The sequence below is a fragment of the Pseudomonas sp. P9_31 genome (assembly GCF_034008235.1).
Classification (GTDB): domain Bacteria; phylum Pseudomonadota; class Gammaproteobacteria; order Pseudomonadales; family Pseudomonadaceae; genus Aquipseudomonas.
Genome location: NZ_CP125375.1, coordinates 4,641,224 through 4,662,071, shown reverse-complemented (window position 1 = coordinate 4,662,071; position 20,848 = coordinate 4,641,224). Strand labels below are relative to the sequence as shown.

Annotated in this window: 10 protein-coding genes; 3 read left to right on the top strand and 7 right to left on the bottom strand. The window is 61.5% G+C overall.

Annotated features, from left to right (window positions below; genetic code table 11):
- Positions 1–47: 47 nt before the first annotated feature.
- From QMK51_RS20900 to speB, 3 genes are read right to left on the bottom strand one after another with little or no spacing between them, the layout of a single operon-like run.
- On the bottom strand, positions 48–1,559 hold the full coding sequence (locus QMK51_RS20900; protein ID WP_320391561.1) for a cytosine permease: 1,512 nt from the start codon (positions 1,557–1,559) through the stop codon (positions 48–50).
- Between the two features lie 51 nt (positions 1,560–1,610).
- Positions 1,611–2,033 carry a YybH family protein gene (locus QMK51_RS20895; RefSeq protein ID WP_320391559.1) on the bottom strand — a complete coding sequence of 141 codons (423 nt, stop codon included), beginning with the start codon at positions 2,031–2,033 and terminating at the stop codon, positions 1,611–1,613.
- 9 nt (positions 2,034–2,042) lie between these two features.
- Positions 2,043–2,993 (bottom strand): agmatinase, encoded by a 951-nt coding sequence (speB, locus tag QMK51_RS20890; protein ID WP_320391557.1) that lies wholly within the window; start codon positions 2,991–2,993, stop codon positions 2,043–2,045.
- A 310-nt stretch (positions 2,994–3,303) separates the two neighbouring features.
- On the opposite strand from speB, the gene QMK51_RS20885 reads away from it, so the two are divergent.
- Positions 3,304–4,197: a LysR family transcriptional regulator gene (locus QMK51_RS20885; protein WP_320391555.1), complete on the top strand. Its 894-nt coding sequence runs from the start codon at positions 3,304–3,306 to the stop codon at positions 4,195–4,197.
- Positions 4,198–4,201: 4 nt separating this feature from the next.
- Entirely contained in the window at positions 4,202–4,798 is a 597-nt protein-coding gene (locus tag QMK51_RS20880; protein WP_320391553.1) for a tRNA-uridine aminocarboxypropyltransferase, read from the top strand.
- 148 nt (positions 4,799–4,946) lie between these two features.
- On the opposite strand, the gene QMK51_RS20875 is transcribed toward QMK51_RS20880, so the two are convergent.
- The 3 genes from QMK51_RS20875 to QMK51_RS20865 all read right to left on the bottom strand — a co-directional run bounded on the left by QMK51_RS20875 (position 4,947) and on the right by QMK51_RS20865 (position 10,081).
- Positions 4,947–6,311 carry an HlyD family type I secretion periplasmic adaptor subunit gene (locus tag QMK51_RS20875; protein WP_258697028.1) on the bottom strand — a complete coding sequence of 455 codons (1,365 nt, stop codon included), beginning with the start codon at positions 6,309–6,311 and terminating at the stop codon, positions 4,947–4,949.
- A gap of 109 nt (positions 6,312–6,420) precedes the next feature.
- Positions 6,421–8,580, bottom strand: coding sequence for a type I secretion system permease/ATPase (locus QMK51_RS20870; protein WP_320391550.1), 2,160 nt, complete (start codon positions 8,578–8,580; stop codon positions 6,421–6,423).
- Positions 8,581–8,722: 142 nt separating this feature from the next.
- Complete coding sequence (locus tag QMK51_RS20865; RefSeq protein ID WP_320391548.1) at positions 8,723–10,081, bottom strand: TolC family outer membrane protein; 1,359 nt, start codon at positions 10,079–10,081, stop codon at positions 8,723–8,725.
- Between the two features lie 581 nt (positions 10,082–10,662).
- On the opposite strand from QMK51_RS20865, the gene QMK51_RS20860 reads away from it, so the two are divergent.
- Complete coding sequence (locus tag QMK51_RS20860) at positions 10,663–17,808, top strand: retention module-containing protein (protein WP_320391546.1); 7,146 nt, start codon at positions 10,663–10,665, stop codon at positions 17,806–17,808.
- A gap of 105 nt (positions 17,809–17,913) precedes the next feature.
- On the opposite strand, the gene QMK51_RS20855 is transcribed toward QMK51_RS20860, so the two are convergent.
- Positions 17,914–20,847, bottom strand: a complete 2,934-nt coding sequence (locus QMK51_RS20855; protein ID WP_320391544.1) for an Ig-like domain-containing protein — start codon at positions 20,845–20,847, stop codon at positions 17,914–17,916.
- Position 20,848: the final 1 nt, after the last annotated feature.

The following is a 20,848-nucleotide window of genomic DNA, read 5'->3' as shown; positions in this document are numbered from 1 at the left end:
GTGCCGCAGTCATCGCGAGCAGGCTCACTCCCACAGGTGGATCTGTGTCAGGCGGGCTGACGTAGTTCAGGTTTTGCCATGGTGCTTGCGCCCTTGCTGCGTGAATCGTTGGGGCCGAACACCGTGGCCGGTTCCGGGAACAGGCTCAGCAGTGTCAGGTACACCAGCGACGCCAGGCCCAGCGTGACTGGCAGACTGATGTCGATCCCCCCCGCCAGATTCCCGAGCGGCCCGACAAACTGCCCCGGCAGGTTCACGAAGCACAAACCCACCAGCGCGCTCGGGATCCAGGCACCCAGGCCGCGCCAGTTCCAGCCGTGGGTGAACCAGTAACGGCCACCTTTTTCGCCACGTGTGAACACTTGCAGGTCATCCGGGCAGTAGAAGCCACGACGTACCAACAGGCCGATGATCATGATCACCATCCACGGAGTGGTGCAGGTGATGATCAGAACGGCGAAGGTCGACACGCTCTGCACCAGGTTCGCCGCAAAGCGCCCGATGAAGATGAAGGCAATCGACATCACGCCGATCAACAGCGTTGCCTTGACCCGCGACAGCACCCGTGGGAACACGCTTGACATGTCCAGCCCGGTGCCATACAGCGACGTGGTGCCGGTGGACATGCCGCCGATCACCGCAATCAGGCACACCGGCAGGAAGAACCAGCTCGGCGATACCGCCAGCAGGCCGCCCACGTAGTTGTTGGCGGCGATGTAGTCCGGTGCCTTGATCGCCACGATGGTGGCGGTGGCGAGGCCGAACAGGAACGGGATGAACGTCGCGATCTGCGAGATCACCACGGCGGCCATGATCCGGCGCTTGGAGGTGTCACGCGGGATGTAGCGCGACCAGTCGCCGAGGAACGCGCCGAAGGAAATCGGGTTGCTCATGGCCACCAGCGCGGCGCCGATGAAGGCCGCCCAGAAACCCGGTTGACCGAGGCTGACGCTGCCGGCGTAGTTCACATCGAAGGGACCGGCGAAGGCGAAGATGCCCAGCAGGAACAACAGGCTGGCGCTCCACACGGCGATCTTGTTGACCCACAGCAGGAAGCGGAAGCCGTAGATGCACACCGTCAGCACCAGGATCGCGAACAGACCGTAGGCCAGACCCAAAGTCAGGTCGGTTTCCGGCAGGCCGATCAGGCGTTTCGCGCCACCGATCAATGCATCGCCCGAGCTCCACACCGAGAGCGAGAAGAAAGCGATGGCGGTCAGCAATGACAGAAATGAGCCAACGATCCGCCCGTGAACACCAAAGTGCGCACCGGACGACACGGCGTTGTTGGTGCCATTGATCGGGCCGAACAGGCCCATCGGTGCGAGGATCAGCGAGCCCAGCAACACACCCAGCACAATCGCCCAGACGCCCGCTTGAAAAGACAGGCCGAACAGTACCGGGAAACTGCCGAGCACGGCGGTGGCGAAGGTGTTGGAACCGCCGAAGATCATCCGGAACAAGTCCGTCGGGCCTGCGGTGCGTTCGTTGTCCGGGATCTGTTCGACCCCGTAGGTTTCAATTTGCGTAAGGCTTTGGTCTTTGTTGTTGTTATTCATGATCTGCTCCGATCATAAAGGCGCGCTCATCGTGTGTGAGCGTCACCTGTTTTAAGGGGATGGCAGCCCTTCCGGCATGGCGGACAAATGTTCGTGGCAGGCCAGCCATAGGCCTTGTTGTTCTTGGCCAGACGCTTGTTTCTTGAAAACAATCGTCTCGCGCTCCTGGCTGAAGTGTGGCTCCCCTTGCATGCGCAGCTCGGTGGCCACGTCATGGATGAAAATCGCCACGTCACCCTGCAGGCTGACGAAGGCGTTGCTCGAAGTGCACGACAGCACCTCGAAGCCGTCCTCGGCACGCCAGCTGTCCCACAGCGCCTGATAGGCATCGCGCGACAGCAGGGGCTGCTCGAGGGTGTAGAACACGAAGCTGGCATCAACGCTGAATGCGCCGAAGTAAGCTTCGCGATCGTTACGGGCAAAGGCCGACACCAGCTCGGCGGCGGCGTTGAGTACCTGATCACGTTCGTTCATGACCGATCCTCAGCGATGGACCACGCCTGGCAGTACGCAGAGCATTTCGTACAGCAGGTTGGCGCCCAGCAGCGAGGTGTTGCCGGTGGTGTCGTACGCTGGCGAGACCTCTACCAAATCGCAGCCGACCAGGTCGAGGTCTTGGCAGCCGCGCACGATTTCAATCGCCTGAATGGTCGTCAGACCGCCGATTTCCGGGGTGCCGGTGCCTGGTGCCCAGGCCGGGTCGATACCGTCGATGTCGAAACTCAGGTACACCGGACCGCCGCCGACTTTCTCGCGCACTTCGGCCATCAGCGGCGCCAGGGATTTGTGCCAGCATTCTTCGGCCTGAACCACACGGAAGCCTTGATTGCGGCTCCAGTTGAAGTCATCAGCGGTGTAACCCTGAGCGCGCAGGCCAATTTGCACCACGCGGTCGCAATCCAGAAGGCCTTCTTCCACTGCGCGACGGAAGGTGGTGCCGTGGGCGATTTTCTCGCCGAACATGTGATCGTTCACATCGGCGTGAGCGTCGATGTGCACTAGGCCGACCTTGCCGTGCTTTTTATGGATGGCACGCAGGATTGGCAGGGTGATGGTGTGGTCGCCGCCCAGGGTCAGGGGGATCACATCGTGTTCGAGGATGTTGTCGTAGGCTTCTTCGATGATCCGTACGGCGTCGAGCAGGTTGAAGGTGTTGATCGCCACGTCACCGATGTCGGCAACCGACAACGAGTCGAACGGCGCAGCACCGGTGGCCATGTTGTACGGGCGGATCATCACCGATTCAGCGCGGATTTCACGTGGCCCGAAACGGGTGCCGGGACGCAGGGAAGTGCCGATGTCCAGCGGGATGCCGATAAAGGCAGCGTCCAGGCCGGCAGCAGATGGCAAGTGGGGGAGTCGCAGCATGGTGGCGATGCCGCCGAAGCGCGGCATTTCGTTGCCGCCCAGTGGTTGGTGAAGAATCTTGTCCACGGGTAAGGCCTCATCGTCGTTGTTTTATTTATGTCGGTTGCACGTTCGGGGAGAGACGGGCACCGCTGTGGGCCGATTCTGCGAAATGCAGTGGCCGGGAAGAATCGCTACGGGTAAATACTTAGTTCAGATTTTTCTAAACTAATGGCGAGGGCAGCGATAGACTCTTACGCGTGATCGTTCCCACGCTCTGCGTGGGAATGCATCCACGGACGCTCCGCGTCCAGCTGTTTCCTGCATGTGACGCAGAGCGTCACGGGCTGCATTCCCACGCAGAGCGTGGGAACGATCTAGGTGCTTGGAGTCGCCCATGGCCAACGCTTTACCCGACCTGAAACTATTGCGCATCTTCGTCAGCGTGGTCCGCCATCAGGGGTTCGCCAACGCCCAGCACGAGCTCAACCTGTCGACCTCGGCCATCAGCACTTACATGAGCCAGCTCGAAGCGGCCCTCGGTCTGGTGCTGTGCCATCGCGGTCGCGGTGGTTTCAGCCTGACCAGCAAGGGTGAGCTGTTTCATCAGGAAACCCTGCGTCTATTGGCCGAACTTGAAGGTTTCGAACAATACGCCGCCGCCCTCAAAGGCGAGCTGCGCGGCACTTTGAACCTGGGGGTGATCGACTCCACCGTCAGCGACAAGGCCTTGCCGTTCGCCGAAGCCATCGGCGCCTACAGCCAGGAACACCCGGCGGTGCATTTGCATCTGTCGGTCATGAGCCCTTACGAACTGCAACTCGGCGTGCAGGACAACCGCCTCGACCTGGCCATCGGTGCCTTTTCCACGCGTATGAGCGGTCTGGTCTACATGCCGCTCTACCGCGAGCAACACTGGCTGTATTGCAGCAGTCGCCACCCGTTGTTCGCCGAACGGCGCATTCCCGAGCAGGTCATCACCCAGCAGCGTATGGTCGGCCGCGGCTATTGGAGCCAGGCCGAACTGGCGCGGCACGGTTTCAAGCACAGCGCGGCGACCGTGGAAAGTATGGAGGCCCAACTGATTCTGGTGCTGTCCGGCGCTTACATCGGTTACCTGCCGGAGCACTACGCCCAGGCCTGGGCCGACAAGGGGGATTTGCGTGTACTGCTGCCGGCAACGTTTGGTTATCAGGCCCCGTTTTCGATGATCGTGCGCCGTGGCCGTAGCCGCGAACCGTTGATCCAGACTTTCCGTGATTTGCTCAAAGCACAGCTCAATCAGGCTTAAGAATATGTCCAGAATCCAGTGCCCGCGCTGTCTGCGTCCGCAAACTCACTGCCTGTGCCCGTTGATCCCGAGCCTCGACAGCCGCACTCGGGTGTTGCTGCTGCAGCATCCGAGCGAAGTGAACCATGCGCTGAATACCGCGCGGTTGGCGGCGTTGGGGTTGAAGAATGCCGAGTTGATGGTGGGCGAGGTGTTCGAGGATTTGCCGGCGTTGTTGAATCGACCGGGTTATCAGGCGCGGCTGCTGTTTCCCGGTGAGGAGGCGCAGCCGATGCAGGCCTACACCGCCAGTGATGAGCCGCTGCTGCTGGTAGTCCCGGACGGCACCTGGCGCAAGGCGCGCAAGATGCTGCACCTCAATCCGCTGCTGGCGGCGTTGCCCAGAGTGACATTGGCCGAGGGCGGGGTGTCCCGTTATCGCTTGCGCAAGGCGCCGGGGCCGGGGGCGTTGTCGACGGTGGAGGCGATTGTGCAGGCGTTGCAGACCCTCGAAGCGCCGAGCACTTTCGAGCCGTTGCTAAAGCCGTTCGAGGCGTTGATCGAGGGGCAGATTGCGGCGATGGGGGAGGAGGTTTTTCAGCGCAATCATGGGCCGAAATAGTCGTTGTTTTTGAGGGCCTCTTCGCGAGCAGGCTCGCTCCCACAGGGATCTGCAGTGGTCACAAATTTTGTGTGCGCTGGAGATCAACTGTGGGAGCGAGCCTGCTCGCGATAGCGGTGGAGCAATCACAGAAAATTCCCGCCGCAGGCTACCGCTCCCGCATCGCCTCAGTCCGCGCTTTCAACACCGGTTTAAGCAAATAATCGAGCACGCTTTTCTCCCCGGTAATAATGTCCACCGTCGCCACCATTCCCGGAATGATCAGCAACGGTTTCACATCCCCGCCCAAGTGATTTTTATCGGTCCTGACCTGAATCAGGTAAAAGCTGTTGCCCTTGTCATCGGTGATGGTGTCTGCCCCGATCAGCTCGAGCCTGGCGCTCAACCCCCCATAAATCGTGTAGTCATAAGCACTGAACTTGACCATGGCTTTCTGGCCTGGGTGCAGGAACGCCACGTCCTGAGGGCGAACCTTGGCTTCGATCAGCAGGTTGTCTTCCAGCGGCACGATTTCCACCATGTCGCTGCCCGGCTGAACCACGCCACCGATGGTGTTGACCTTCAGCACTTTGATGATGCCGTGAACCGGCGACACCACGGTGGTGCGCGTCACCCGGTCGTCGATGGCAATGCTCGTGGCGGTGATTTTCGACAGGTCGGTGCGTTTCTCATTCAGCTCTTTCGCCGCGTCCGAACGGAAAGATTGCTCGGACTCATCGATCTTGCTTTTGATCTCATTGATCGCCGACTCCGCCCGGGGAATCGCCAGGGTCGTGGCGTTCAGCGAGCCGCGGATTTCCACCGCGCTGCGTTTGAGCCGCAAGATTTCCACCGGTGACACCGCCCCGGTGCCCACCAGTGGCGCCGACATGTTCATCTCTTGTTGCAGCAGCGCCAGGCTGGAACTGAATTGGCCCTGTTTGGAGCGGAACTCCGCCAGCTCCTGGGTTTTCTGCCGAAGTTGTTCGGTCAGCGTGCGCTGCTCGCTGGCCAATCGGCGCTGACGTTGTTCGTACAGTGAGCGTTCGTCCTCGGCCACTTGCGGGGCTTTGGCGATCACTTCCGGGGACAGCTTGAACGGCCGGCCTTCCGCTTCGGCCGACAGCCGTTCGACCTGCGCGATCAACGCATACCGGTCCGCTTCGCTTTCACCCTTGTTCGACAGGAATCGCGTGTCATCCAGGCGCAGCAAGGTGTCGCCCTTGTTCACCATTTGCCCTTCGCGCACGAAGATCTCCGTGACGATGCCGCCTTCCAGGTTCTGGATCACCTGAATCTTGCTCGACGGAATCGCCTTGCCTTCGCCCATGGTGACTTCCTGCAACACGGCGAATTTGGCCCAGACCAGCGCGGTGATCAGCAGCGCCGCTGCCAGCCACACGGTGATCCGCGACCAGCGCGGTGAATCCTGCAACGAGGCGCCGGCGGTTTCCGGCATGAACTCGCTTTCGGCGCTTTTGCTGAAACTGCCGAAGTAGCTTCGGGCCGCTGAATCCGGTGTTTGAGCAGACATGGGGCGATACCCGTCAGTTAAGAGAAATTAAGCGAACACAAACCTGTGGCGAGGGAGCTTGCTCCCGCCCCCTCGCCACAGGTGATGTATTGGCATCGAGTGGGCGCCCCTAGACAGTCGCAGAGCCGACACGGCCCTTGCGCAATGCATCGATGACCGCTTCTTTCGGGCCGTCGGCGACGATCCGCCCGTTGTCCAGCACCACCAAGCGATCCACCAGGCTGAGCATCGAGGTGCGGTGGGTGACCAGCAGCACGGTTTTGCCCTGGACCCAGCCGTGGAGTTTCTGGCGCAGGACATCTTCGCTGCTGTTGTCCATGGCGCTTGTGGGTTCGTCGAGCAGCATGATCGGCGGATCGAGCAACAAGGCCCGCGCCAGCAATACCGCTTGGCGTTGACCGCCCGACAGCAACTGACCACGTTCGCCCACTGGCCGATCAAAACCTTGGGGATGTTGGCGAGCCAGCTCGGTGACGCCGGTCAGTTCGGCAACTTCAAGCATCCGGGCATCGCTGATGTAACGGGCGCCGAGGGTCAGGTTGTCGCGCAAGCTGCCGGCCAGCAACGGCAGGTCGTGGGCGACGTAACCGATTTGCTGACGCAGGTCGGCAACGTCCAGTTGCCGCAGGTCCAGGCCATCGAGCAGCAGCTGGCCTTCTTCCGGCGCATAGAACCCCATCACCAGTCGCGCCAATGTGCTTTTGCCCGAACCGCTGCGGCCGATGATGCCGATCCGCTCGCCCGGTTTCATGCTGAAGCTGACGTTGGCCAGGGCCGGAGCGTTCTGGCCGTTGTAGTGAAAAGTCACGCCGCTGACGTCCAGTGCACCTTGCAGTTGTGTGCGCTCCAGCGGTCGCTGTTTGGCGTCGCGTTCTTGTGGCAGCGACATCAGCGCATCGGTGCTTTTCATGGTCAGTTGCGCTTGCTGGTAACGGGTGATCAGCCCGGCGATCTGCCCCAGCGGCGCGAGCACGCGGCTGCCAAGCATGTAGCTCGCCACCAGCGCACCGACGCTGAGGTTGCCGGCGATGATGCTATAGACCCCGGCGACGATGGTCGCCATGCCAGAGAACTGCTGAATGAACAGGGTGCCGTTGGTGGCCAGCGCCGAGAGGTTGCGCGCATGGCTGTCGAGGCGGGTGAGGGCGCCGTGGGTGCTTTCCCATTTGTGCTGGCGTTCGCTTTCGGCGCTACAGGCCTTGAGGGTTTCCAGGCCACCGAGGGTCTCGATCAGCAGGGCCTGGCGCTCGGCACCGAGGCTCAGACTTTTCTGCACGGTGTCGCGCAGGCGCGACTGAATCACCATGGCAAAGAGGATCGTGATGGGGAATGCCAGCAGGGGTATCACCACCAGCCAGCCGCCGAGCAGGCCGATGACTACCAGCATCAGCACGGCGAAGGGCATGTCGATCAGGCTGGTCAGCGTGACGGCGGTGAGAAACTCCCGCAGGCCCTGAAAGTCATGAATGCTCTGGGCGAAACCACCGATGGTCGCAGGCCGCGCTTTCATCGCCATGCCGGTGATGCGTTCGAACAGGGTCGCCGAAAGAATCACATCGGTTTTCTTCCCGGCGGTGTCCAGCAAATGCGCGCGAACCACCCGCAGCACCAGTTCGAAACCGGTGCCGATCAGCAAGCCGATCGACAGCACCCACAAGGTCGAAGTGGCCTGGTTCGGCACCACCCGATCGTAGGTTTGCATCACGAACAGCGGCACCATCAGGCCCAGCAGATTGATCAGAAAACTCGCCAGAATCGCATCGCTGTACAGCCACTTCGACAACTTCAAGGTGTCGCGAAACCAAGCCTCGACTCGCGGTATCAGCGGCGCGCGCAAGTCTTCGAGTTCATGTCGCGGCCGGGCGAACAAGGCCTGACCGCTGTAGCTGGCGGCCAGCTCTTCCGTGCTGACCCATTGTTCACCGCCGTCGGCTTCGCTTGGCAGAATCAGCGCCTGACCGTCATCGCCGAAGCGGCGCAATATCGCGCAGCGGCCATGGTTGAGGATCAGCATCACCGGCAGGTTGAGCGCGGAGATTTGCCCCAGCTCACGGCGCAACACACGCGCCTGCAAGCTGGCCCGGGCCGCTGCGCGCGGCAGCAGGTCCAGGCTCAAGCGTTGGTGTGCCATTGGCAGCCCGGCACTCAGGCTGGCGCGACTGACCGCCGCACCATGGAGTTTGCAGAGAATCAACAGGCCGTCGAGTAACGGATCATCGAAGCTCAGCCGCGGATCGACACCCGTGTTGCCGGTTTCCATGCTGGTCATATTGACTGCCTGTGGCGAGGGAGCTTGCTCCCGCTTGAGTGCGCAGCACTCACACTGTCTTCATCTTCAATCGGTGTTCGGGGTTGCTGCGCAACCCAGCGGGAGCAAGCTCCCTCGCCACAATTGGTCACGTCGGGTTACTTCATTTGAGTTCAGGCAAGCGCGCTTCGTTTTTCACTTCGGTGGAGGCGATCGCATCGGCGGGCAGCACCACCCGTTGTTTGCTTAGCAACTGGCCCATGTTCGCCAGCACGCGGTACATCGAGAACTCCTCGGTGTAGCGCACTTCGGTGTAGCGGCGATTGGCGTTGTAGAGCTCGTTTTCACTGTCGAGCACGTCGAGCAAGGTCCGTTGACCAAGGCCGAACTGATCCTGATACGCGGCCCGCACACGGGTGGTGGTTTCGGCGTATTCACGGGCGGTCGGGGTTTGTTTCTTGGCGTTGACCATGGCGTTCCAGGCCAGGTGGATGTTTTCGTTGAGCTGGCGCAGGGCGTTGTTGCGGATGTCCAGCGCCTGGTTGATCTGGTGCGCATCGGAGGCCAGCCGGGCCTTGTCGCTGCCGCCGCGGAACAGGTTGTAGTTCATCACCACACCCACTCGCCATTCGTTGTCGTGGCCTTCATCGCCCTGCACATTGTTATTGGCGCCCACCGCTGCTTCGGCGTCGAAGCGCGGGTAGAACGGCGACTTGGCGACTTCATACTGGCTCTCGGCCGATTGCACGTCGGCCTGGGCGGATTTCAGGTACGGGTTGTTTTCCACCATGCTCTGCTGGGCTTCCGGCAGGGTGGTGGGCAATTCGCCACGGGTCGACGGTGGGGTTTCGAGTTCATCGGGCATGCGCCCCACGACACTGTAGAAGTTCGCCTCGGCATCGGCCAGATCGACTTCGGCGGTGTCGAGGTTGTTTTGCGCCAGTGCCCGGCGAGCGGTGGACTGGTCGGAGTCGGCGTTGCTGCCGACCCCACGCTGGGTCCGCAGGCCGATCTGATCGTTGACCCGCATGTGCGCTTGCAGGTTGTTCTTGGCCAGGCTTACCAGTTCTCGGCGCTTGAGCACTTCGAGGTAAACCTCGATGGTGCGCAGGGCCAGGTCCTGGGCGGTGCCCTGGGCGTAATAGGCTCGCGAGTTAACCACGCCTTTGGTGCGCGCGACCTCGTTGGAGGTATTGAAACCGTCGAACAGCATCTGCCGCAGACGCAGTTCCGACTGAGTGTAGGTCAGGATTTCGGTGTGGTGATTGCCCTGCGACCGAGTGGTGGTGTTATCGCTGTAGCCGCGCCCGTAGGCGGCGTTCAAATCCACCGATGGATAAAAGCCTCCTTTGGCGACCTTAACCTGCTCGTCGGCCGAGAGCCGGGCGTCGACCCGCGATGCCAGTTCCGGGTGAGTCGCGATGGTGCTCTGGATCGCCTCGGTCAATGACATCGCCTGAGCTTGAGAAGTGCAGGCCATGGCCAGCAAAATCGCGCCGCAGAGGGGGGGTAAAACGCGCATGGATGCCTCTCCCTGATTCCTGATGGTACTTAGCTGGTCGCCAAATATTTGGCGTTATTTTTAAGTGAAACCGTTTCACGTTTGTTACAACAGAGCTAAGAACATTCTGACGGGAAGCTTAGAAGAATTTCTCATAAGGCTTATGCTGAAAAAAACTTATGCGCTCTGAAAAATCCAGCACATTGTTCAATCAGAAAACCTTTGTTTTATAAGCTCTACGGAGCTTCCAGGGGTTTTAGGAACGTTCTATTTACTTTTAGACACAGAGCAAAGAAGTGCTGGAGGGGAGAGAGGCGAGACGGTTTTTGGGTGACAATTTTTTGTCATATTGGTGATTCAAAACCGTTACGCATTGTCCGCAGGGCGGTTGTTTTGAACGTGGATCCTGATGCGATTGATTGCGGAGGGTTTTATCCTGTTTCAGACAATTCCTTGCGAGCGACGCGTCTGGCGAGGGTGTTGGGAGGCAGCGGTTTACTTTCAGGTAAACGCGTCCCGGCAGCCAGGCAGCCTGCTTGAACCATGAGCACTTCTTCGCGCACACAGGACGCCAACAGCAGTTGGCAGCGGAGGAAATGCACATGGCAACGCTCATCGGTATCGTCAGTAAGGTCATCGGTCAGGTGTTCGCAGTGGCGGGTGATGGCACCCGTCGTACCCTGGTCGAGGGTGATCGGCTGTTTGCTGGCGAGCAACTGGTCACCGGGGCCGAAGGCGCGGTGGCGGTCCATTTGCAAAACGGCCAGGAGCTGACCCTGGGGCGGGACAGCAGCCTGCAAATGACCGGGCAGTTACTCGCCCATCAGGTGCCGCATGTGGAGACCGCCGATGCGGTGACGCCGAGCCAGGCGCAATTGACCGATGTCGAGCAACTGCAAAAAGCCATTGCCGCAGGGGCCGACCCGACCCAGGCCGGTGAAGCTACCGCCGCCGGGCCGGGCGCAACGGGCGCACCCGGAGGCGCACTGGGCGGCGGCCACAATTTTGTGCTGCTGGAGGAAGTGGCGGGCAGGGTCGATCCCACGATTGGTTTCCCCACGGCCGGTTTCAACGGTATTCCCGAATTTCCCCTCGAGCGCCGGGACCCGGACAACGGCGACAGCGGTGCAGGCGGTGCGGGGGGGGCAGGCGTTGCTCCCGTGGCGCCGAATAACCTGGTCACCCTCACCGGCCTGTCGGTGGCGGGGGGCGAACTGACCCTCAATGAAGCCAACCTGGCAGATGGTTCGGCCAGCAACCCCGGGGCGCTGACCCAGAACGGCACCTTCACCGTGTCTGCTCCCGACGGGCTGACCAGCCTGAGCATCGGCGGGATCAACGTGATCAGTGGCGGGGTGGCCGCAGGCTTTGCGCAGTCGATCACCACTCAACTGGGCAACACCCTGACAATCACCGGCTACAACCCGGCCACCGGCGTGGTGAGTTACAGCTACACCTTGGTCGGCAACGAAACCCACCCCGCCGGCGACGGCACCAACAGCCTCAGTGAACAGTTCACTGTGGTCGCGAACGACAGCAACGGCGATACCGCGACCGGTTCACTGGACGTCAATATCACCGACGATGTGCCCAAGGCCATCAATGACAGCAATGCCAATACCGCCTCGGAAACCCTGCTGACCCTGACCGGCAGCGTGCTGCCCAACGACATCCAGGGCGCCGACCGCATTGCCACCGGCCCCGACAGCGGGCCGATCATTGGCGGCACGTTCAACGGGGCTTATGGCACTCTGGTGCTCAATCCCAACGGCTCTTACACCTACACCCTGAACACCAGCGATGCCGACTTCAAGGCCTTGCATGGCGGTGGCAGCGCCACGGAAACCTTCACCTACACCCTGACGGACGCCGATGGCGATACCAGCACCGCGAACCTGGTGCTGCAGATTCACAACAACGACGACCCGGTGATCATCGGTGGCCTGAATGCCGAAGGTGGCGAGCTGATCGTCCACGAGAAAAACCTTGGCGACGGCAGCAACCCCGATGCATCGGCGCTGACCCAAAGCGGCACGTTCAGCATGACTGCGCTGGACGGCGTGCAAACCCTCAGCGTCGGCGGAATCAACGTAGTGGTCGGCGGTGTATCGGCGGGCTTCCCGCAATCGACCGTCACGCCCCTCGGCAACACGTTGACCATCACCGGTTACGACAGCGCGTCCGGCGTGGTCAGCTACAGCTACACCCTGGTGGATAACGAAACCCATCCGAATGCCAGCGGCATCAACAGTCTCTCCGAACAATTTACGGTAACCGTGGTGGACGACAACGGCACCACCGCCAATGGCAATCTTGATGTGAAAATCTTCGATGACCTGCCTCGGGCCGTGGATGACAGCAACGCCCATACCGCGTCGGAAACTCTGCTGACCCTGACCGGCAGCGTGCTGCCCAACGACATCCAGGGTGCCGACCGCATTGCCACCGGCCCCGACAGCGGGCCGATCGTTGGTGGCACGTTCAATGGGACTTACGGCACCTTGGTGCTCAACGCCAACGGCACGTACACCTACACCCTGAACACCAGCGATGCCGATTTCGAAGCCTTGCATGGCGGTGGCAACGGCACCGAGAACTTCGTCTACACCCTCACCGACTCCGATGGCGATACCAGCACCGCGACGCTGGTGCTGAACATCCATAACAACGATGACCCGGTGACCCTCGATGGCCTGAACGTCAACGGCGGCGAACTCACCGTTTACGAAAAAAACCTCAGCGACGGCACCAGCCCCAACCCACCGGCCCTGACCCAGAGCGGCACCTTCAGCGTCACCGCGCTCGACGGTTTGCAAACCCTGACCGTGGGTGGCATCGCGGTGGTCTCCGGTGGTGTGGCCGCAGGTTTCCCGCAATCGATTGTCACTCCCCTCGGCAGTACGCTGACCATCACCGGTTACGACAGTGCGACCGGCGTGGTCAGCTACAGCTACACCCTGGTGGATAACGAAACCCACCCGAACGCCGATGGCACCAACAGCATCACCGAGAACCTTAACGTCGTCGCCACCGACGTCGACGGCAGCACGGCGTTGGGCCAGATCAACGTCAACATCGTCGACGACTTGCCCACCGCCAACCCTGACCACGCCACGGTGGCCGAGGGCGCGACGGTCTCGGGCAACGTGCTGGGCAACGACATCGGCGGTGCTGATGGCCCGGCCTTGGGGGGCGCGGTGGTCGGTGTGCGTGCCGGTAGCGACACCTCGACTTCGGCCATCGGTGGCTTGAACAGTCAAATCAACGGCACCTACGGCTACCTGACCCTGGAAACCAACGGCAACGCGGTTTATCACAGCAATCCAAATGCCGTGAACGACCCTGGCGCTACCGACGTTTTCACCTACACCGTGCGCGATGCCGACGGCGATGAAAGCACCACCACCATCACCATCGACGTGTCCAACTGCACCCTCGTCGCGACCACCGATAACGACGTGACGGTTCACGAAAACGCGCTGGATCTGACCAAGGACGGCCAGGACCTGGCAGCGGGCACTGTCACCGGCAGCGAACCGGGCAACACCGGTGAAACCGCCAGCGGCACCTTGGTCGGCTCCGTCACCGGCGCCACTGGCGGGATCACCTACACCCTGGTCGGCAGTGCTACCGGGACCTACGGACAAATCCTGATCAACCCGGACGGTTCCTATACCTACACCCTGACCTCGGCCCCCGCGACCACCCCCCATGCCAACGACGGGCCGAACACCCTGAGCGAAAGCTTCACCTATCAAGCTACCGATTCTCTGGGCAACAGTGTCACCAGCACCATCGTGATCAACATCGTCGATGACGTGCCCACCGCTCACGTTGATGTTGTCTCGGTGGTGGAGGGCGGGACGGTCAGCGGGAATGTGCTGGGCAACGATGTGCTCGGTGCTGACGGCCCGGCCTTGGGTGGTGCAGTGGTCGGCGTGCGTGCCGGCAGCGACACCTCGACCTCGGCCATCGGTGGCCTGAACGCGCAAATCAACGGCACCTACGGCTATCTCACGCTGGATGCGAGCGGCAACGCCGTGTACCACAGCAACCCGAACTCGGTCGGCGATCCGGGCGCCACGGATGTGTTCACCTACACCGTTCGCGATGCCGACGGCGATGAAAGCACCACCACCCTCACCATCGACGTGTCCAACAGCTGCCTCGTAGCAGCCACGGATAGCGATGTGACGGTACTCGAAAAAGCCCTGGATTTGACCAGGGACGGCCAAGACCTGGCAGCGGGCACGGTCACCGGCAGTGATCCCGGTAACGCCGGCGAAACCGGCTCCGGTACGCTGGCCGGTTCCGTCACCGGCGGCGCCGGCGCGATCACTTACACCCTGGTCGGCAGCGCGACCGGAACCTACGGGCAGATCCTGCTCAATCCGGACGGCAGTTACACCTACACCTTGACCTCGGCACCCACGACCACGCCTCACGCCAACGATGGGCCGAACACCCTGAGTGAAAGCTTCACCTATCAGGCCACCGATTCGTTGGGCAACAGTGTCACCAATACCATCGAGATCAACATCGTCGATGACGTGCCCACCGCTCACGTCGATGTTGTCTCGGTGGTGGAGGGCGGGACGGTCAGCGGGAATGTGCTGGGCAACGATGTGCTCGGTGCTGACGGCCCGGCCTTGGGTGGTGCAGTGGTCGGCGTGCGTGCCGGCAGCGACACCTCGACCTCGGCCATCGGTGGCTTGAACGCGCAAATCAACGGCACCTACGGCTATCTCACGCTGGATGCGAGCGGCAACGCCGTGTACCACAGCAATCCGAACTCGGTCGGCGAGTCGGGCGCCACGGATGTGTTCACCTACACCGTACGCGATGCCGACGGCGATGAAAGCACCACCACCCTCACCATCGATGTGTCCAACAGCTGCCTCGTAGCGACCACCGATACCGACGTAACCGTCTACGAGAAAGCCCTGGACTTGACCAAGGATGGGCAGGATCTGGCGGCGGGCACGGTCATCGGCAGCGAGCCTGGCAACACGGGAGAGACCGGCTCGGGGACGTTGGTCGGCTCCGTCACCGGTGCCACTGGCGCGATCACTTACACTCTGGTCGGCAACGCCACCGGAACCTACGGGCAAATCCTGCTCAACCCCGATGGCTCCTACACCTACACCCTGACCTCGGCGCCGAAAACCTCGCCGAACGCCAACGACGGCGCGAACACCCTGAACGAAAGCTTCACCTACGCAGCCACCGATTCGGTGGGCAACAGCACCACCGGCACCCTTGTGGTCAGCATTGTCGATGACGTGCCCAAAGCCGTCGCCTCGGACCGTTCGGTGTCTGCGGTGCAGATCGACTCCAACCTGCTGCTGGTGATCGACGTGTCCGGCAGCATGGACGACTCCTCCGGCGTATCGGGCCTGTCGCGACTGGAGCTGGCCAAGCAGGCGATCAGCGCATTGCTCGACAAGTACGACAACCTCGGCGACGTGAAGGTACAAATCGTCACCTTCAGCAGCAGCGCCTCCGACCAGACGTCGATCTGGGTCGATGTGGCGACAGCCAAGTCGCTCATCGCCACGCTGACGGCGGGCGGCGGTACCAACTACGACGCGGCCGTGGCAACCATGCAAACCGCGTTCGACACCTCGGGCAAACTCACCGGGGCGCAGAACGTTGGCTACTTCTTCTCCGATGGCAAACCCAACGAAGGCGACATCGGCAGCGCGGACGAGATCGCGCTCAAAGCCTTCCTCGACGCCAATGGCATCAAGAACTACGCCATCGGCCTGGGCAGCGGCGTCAATAACGTCAGCCTCGATCCCGTGGCCTATGACGGCAGCACGCACACCGACACCAACGCCGTGGTGGTGACCGACCTCAATCAACTCAACTCGGTGCTCTCGGGCACCGTGCAAGGCGCGCCGGTCACCGGTTCGCTGCTGGGCGAGGGCGGTACGTTCGGCGCCGATGGCGGATTCATCAAATCCCTCACGATCGACGGCACCACCTACACCTATGACCCGAAAGGCAACAGCAATCAGGGCTCGCTGAACTTCAGCGGCGGCGCCAACCATGGCACCTTCAATACCGCCGACAACACCCTGAGCATCGCCACCAATAACAGCGGCACGTTGTTGGTGAACCTCGACACTGGCGAGTACACCTATACCTCGCAGAAAACCACGGCCGTGACGATCACCGAAAACATCGGCTTCACCGCCAGCGACAACGACGGCGACCTCACCAGCTCGACACTGACGGTCAACGTGATTGCGAACACGCCACCGGTGGCAGTCGATGACCACGTCATCACCAACGTGCTGTCGGGCAATATCGTGCTGCCGGGCGAGCTGCTGCTGGCCAACGACACCGACGTCAATGGCGACCCGCTCACCGCGTCGCCGACCACCTTCAACACCGGCTGGACGGCCAAGGGTGCGGACTTTACCGGCACCAACGCGAACTTCAGCTTCACCGGCAACAACGTCCAGGCCGTGACCATCGCCCGCAGTGCATTCGTCGCCAACACCGCGGCCATGACGGCGGTGCTGGTGGTCAGCGGGGCACTGGGGGCGGTCAACACCAACAATACCAACGATGAGGACCGCATCACCGTCGACCTCAAACAGGGGGAAACCCTCAACCTGGACCACAACCTGGCAGCCGGCCACGTCACCATGGAGTATTCGGTCAACGGCGGTGCTTTCACTGCTCTCGCCGACGGCCAGACCATCACCGCCACGGCGGACGGCACGTACCAGATCCACATCACCAACATCGACGACGGCGGGCCGGGCAACAGCGGGAAGGGAGCGGAAAACTACCAGCTGACCATGACCGTCAACTATGCCGGAGCCCACGACAGCACCCCGGACTTCCACGGCACCTACACCGCCAACGACAACCACGGTGGCAGCGACAGCGCGGCAGTGAACATCACCTACCAGGACGGCCATACGCTGACCGGTACTTCGGGCGATGACGTGCTGGTGGCGGGCACCGGCAACAACGTCATCAATGCCGGCGACGGCAACGACGTGCTCACCGCAGGTTCCGGCAACAACGAAATGCACGGTGGCGCCGGCAATGACTTGCTGTTCAGTGGCGCGGGCAACGACTTGCTCGATGGCGGCACCGGCAACGACACCGCGAGCTATGCCCATGCCACCGCCGGGGTCACCGTCGACCTGAGCCAGCTCGCCGCGCAAAACACTGTTGGTGCCGGCACCGACACCCTGACCGGCATCGAAAACCTCACCGGTTCGAACTTCAACGACAGCCTTACGGGTGATAACAACAGCAACATCATCAACGGCGGTTTGGGTAACGATGCGCTCAACGGCGGGGGCGGCGACGACGTCCTGATCGGTGGCCTGGGCAACAACACCCTCACCGGCGGCAGCGGTGCCGACACGTTCGAGTGGCTCAAAGGCAACAGCGGCCACGACGTCATCACCGACTTCACCCCAGGCGCGGATAAACTCGACTTGTCGCAACTGCTGCAAGGGGAAAACGGCACCGCGGCATCGCTGGATGACTACCTGCACTTCAAAGTCACCGGCAGCGGCGCTTCACTGGTCACCAGCATCGACGTCAGCGCCATGGCCGGCGCCACGCCGAGCCAGACCATCGACCTGGCCGGTGTGAACCTGGCCAGTCACTACGGCGTCACGCCGGGGGCGGGTGGCGTGGTTGCGGGTGGCCACGACACGGCGACCATCATCAATGGCATGCTCAATGACCATTCGTTGAAGGTGGATACCGTGTGAACTGACAGCTGAAAAGACAAAACCCGCCCTCCCGATTAAACGGAAGGGCGGGTTTTTTATGGGCTGTTACATAGATTTCCAGTCGATAGAGTGGTTGGCTGATACTCAACCAATCAGGCACAACGCCGGTCGTCTATAGCCGTCACCATGGGGACCATATGGAGCGTTATAGCCGTGGGCCAGAGTTCCGGTAAGGTTGAAAAAATAATGTGAACCTCCACCCCCATCCGCCACCCAAGCGCCAAACAACGCACTGGGGTGATTTTGTATGAGCGGCCACCCCAGTAACGCTGCGACATTCCCTCCTTCTCGGGCATAGAGGTTATAGAACGCCTGCATTTGGCTCAGTGTGGCTAAGCGGCCGCCCCTGGCTTGGCAGTAGTTATAGGCTTCTGGCCATGTGCGCCAGGTAGCGTCATTTCTAAGCATGGTTTTGATTCCGCTGACCTGCACAATGTAACTTGCTGTGGCATTGGCGGAATCCGTAACGGTAATGGTCACAGTTCCATTGGCTTTGCAGGTGACTGTACCTTGGTTTGTCACACTGGCGACGCTCGGATTGTTCGACGTGTAACTCTTGTAAGGGCTCAGGCCGCCACTTGCTTGTTGCGTAAAGATAGCGGCTGCTGGAAAGTTTCTTGGTGCGCGATCTTGGGCAACAATGAAGCCGGAAAGAACAAGCGTTCTATCATTACCGGCAGACAGTCCTGCCACTACCTTCAACGTCCGGGCCGCTGATTCCGGCAACGCCCCGTAAGTCGCTTTAACCGTGTAGCTGTGATCCCCCTGCGCCTGGTCGGTGAGGGTATGCGAGTAATTGCCTGTCGGGCCAACGGGGATCGTGGCTTTCTCTGCGCCCTTGTCACGCAGTTCGATCTTCTGATTGGCGCTCGCCTTACCAGTGAACACGAACGTGGTCTCGGTGGTGGAGGTGCCATTGGGAATCTCGGGGCCGCTGGCGGAGCCGCCCTTCACTGAGGTGATGGTCGGCGACACGACGGCGACCACCGTCAACAGGTGCACATTGGAGTAGGTCGCGGTGCTGTGATACAGCGATTTGGCATACAAGCGGCGACCACCCACCGGCACGGTGATCGTGCGCTCCCAGTCCCCCGTCGTCGGATGGGCAGTCGCCGTACCCTTGGACACCGCGCTCGCGCCGCTGCCGTCGAAGATCTCGACGGACTGCCCCTTGCTGGCGGTGCCGGTCAGGGTCACGCTGGTTTCGACGGTGGTGCCGCCATTGGGGATCTCGACCCCGCTCGGGGAGCCTTTGACTGAGGAAATAGTCGGTGCAACCACCGCCGTCACGGTCAGGGTGCGCACGTTGGAATAAACGGGGGTGGGGTGATACCGCGACTGGGCATACAAGCGGCGACCGCCCACCGGAACGGTGATCGTGTGTTCCCAGATCCCTGTCGTCGGGTTGGCGCTCACCGTGCCCTTGGATACCGCGCTCGCGCCGCTGCCGTCGAAAATCTCGACGGGCTGACCCTTGGCGGCGGTGCCCTTCAGCTTCAGCGTGGTGCTCACGGTGAGCCCGCCCTCCAGCACTTCCTTGTTGCCGGCGTCCAATACGTTGTCGAGGGTCGGCACCACCAGCTCCACGGCCTTGATGGTATAGGTGCGATCCGGAAACACCGTGGCCGTGGCCGGGTTGTTGCTCTTGTCCAGCGACACCTTGAACTTGATCGTCAGCGTGGAGCCGTGCCCGAGTTGCTTGAGGTAGCTGTTGGCCAGCGCGGCGGGCCAGAATCCCTGGTTGATCCAGGTGGTGTTGACCTGGGCCGGGAGGCCGTTCCACAGCGCCAGGTTGTGCGCCGTGCCGTCCGCCTTCTTGCCTTCCAGACTCAACCAGCATGGCTGGCCCGCTTCGATCAGCGTGTGGAGCAGAGCGTGAATGGTCGCGTTTTTGCTGCCCAGCGCCATCACGTCCAGAAAGTTGTTGGCGTCAGCCTCGACGATCTTCGGCGGGGTCAGCGCCGTCGCCGGCAGCGCAAGAATGTTCAGATTCAGGGGCAGTGAAGGGGAGAGTTTGCCGTTGCGTTCGATGACATAGGTGACGGTGACGGTTTTGGTCAGGCTGTAGGCCAGCACCGAACGGGGCACTGCAATTTCCAGCCCGGCACTGACCAAACGTTGCGGGCTGGGGTATGACCCCGCTGGTACATCGGTGGCACCTTTCCAGATCACGCTCAGCTTGTCGCTGGGCAACAATGAGCCCTGCGGCACCAGCACCCGGACTTCCGGCTGGGTCGGGCTGAAGTTGGTACCGGTCTGGCCCTTGACGGTCGGGGCCGACAGGTCCAGTCGGTCGAGATGAATGTCCAGCCGCTTCTCCGTGGATTTGACCCGGTTGCCCAACTGGTCGACGACATAGAACTCGGCCACAGCACTCGGGTTGTCGCCCGCCTTCTGGAACGTGTCGGTGAACAGTGTGTGGGTGATCGGCGCGGTGCCGTCGGGAACGTCGAACCTGACCTGGGTGTCGCCCAGCAGAAATTCGATGCGGTCATGGTTGCGCCGGTTGGCATAGGTGAACCCGAACTCTACCCCTTGCGCCGCCCGTGTGGCGCTGACGCCATCCTTGAGCACGTCGGCCGGGATCACCAGATCCAGGTGGTCCGCAGGCCGCAGGTGGTACAACACATTCAAATCCCGAGACGGTTCGACGTTGCCACCGGGTCGGGTGACTTTGTAATGCAGCCGGTTGACGCCCTGCATCAGGTAACCGTGCGGCAGGTACAGACGCACGCGCAGTTGCTCCTCCCCCGAAGCGATAGTCTTGCCGGTCACGGGGGTGGGATCGCCGTTGACATACAAATCCACGCGATCATCGGCCGCCATGATCCAGGAGCGCAGCTGCAGCTCGGTCCAGGGATCGACCAGGCATTCAAGGCCCTGGGCCTGGCCGTCGTAAAGGGCTTTGGGAATGCCGCCGTGAGCGATGTCGGCAGGTTTTACCGGGGACACCCAACCGGGGATGATTACGGGATACAACACAAATAATTCGTTCAACGCGGCGGATTGGATATCCATC

What these genes read in the sequence shown, in the direction of transcription:
- QMK51_RS20870 (WP_320391550.1), bottom strand. Translation starts at nt 8,580, where the DNA reads ATGACCAGCATGGAAACCGGCAACACGGGTGTCGATCCGCGGCTGAGC.
- QMK51_RS20855 (WP_320391544.1), bottom strand. Translation starts at nt 20,847, where the DNA reads ATGGATATCCAATCCGCCGCGTTGAACGAATTATTTGTGTTGTATCCC.
- QMK51_RS20875 (WP_258697028.1), bottom strand. Translation starts at nt 6,311, where the DNA reads ATGTCTGCTCAAACACCGGATTCAGCGGCCCGAAGCTACTTCGGCAGT.
- QMK51_RS20895 (WP_320391559.1), bottom strand. Translation starts at nt 2,033, where the DNA reads ATGAACGAACGTGATCAGGTACTCAACGCCGCCGCCGAGCTGGTGTCG.
- QMK51_RS20860 (WP_320391546.1), top strand. Translation starts at nt 10,663, where the DNA reads ATGGCAACGCTCATCGGTATCGTCAGTAAGGTCATCGGTCAGGTGTTC.
- QMK51_RS20885 (WP_320391555.1), top strand. Translation starts at nt 3,304, where the DNA reads ATGGCCAACGCTTTACCCGACCTGAAACTATTGCGCATCTTCGTCAGC.
- QMK51_RS20880 (WP_320391553.1), top strand. Translation starts at nt 4,202, where the DNA reads ATGTCCAGAATCCAGTGCCCGCGCTGTCTGCGTCCGCAAACTCACTGC.
- QMK51_RS20900 (WP_320391561.1), bottom strand. Translation starts at nt 1,559, where the DNA reads ATGAATAACAACAACAAAGACCAAAGCCTTACGCAAATTGAAACCTAC.
- QMK51_RS20865 (WP_320391548.1), bottom strand. Translation starts at nt 10,081, where the DNA reads ATGCGCGTTTTACCCCCCCTCTGCGGCGCGATTTTGCTGGCCATGGCC.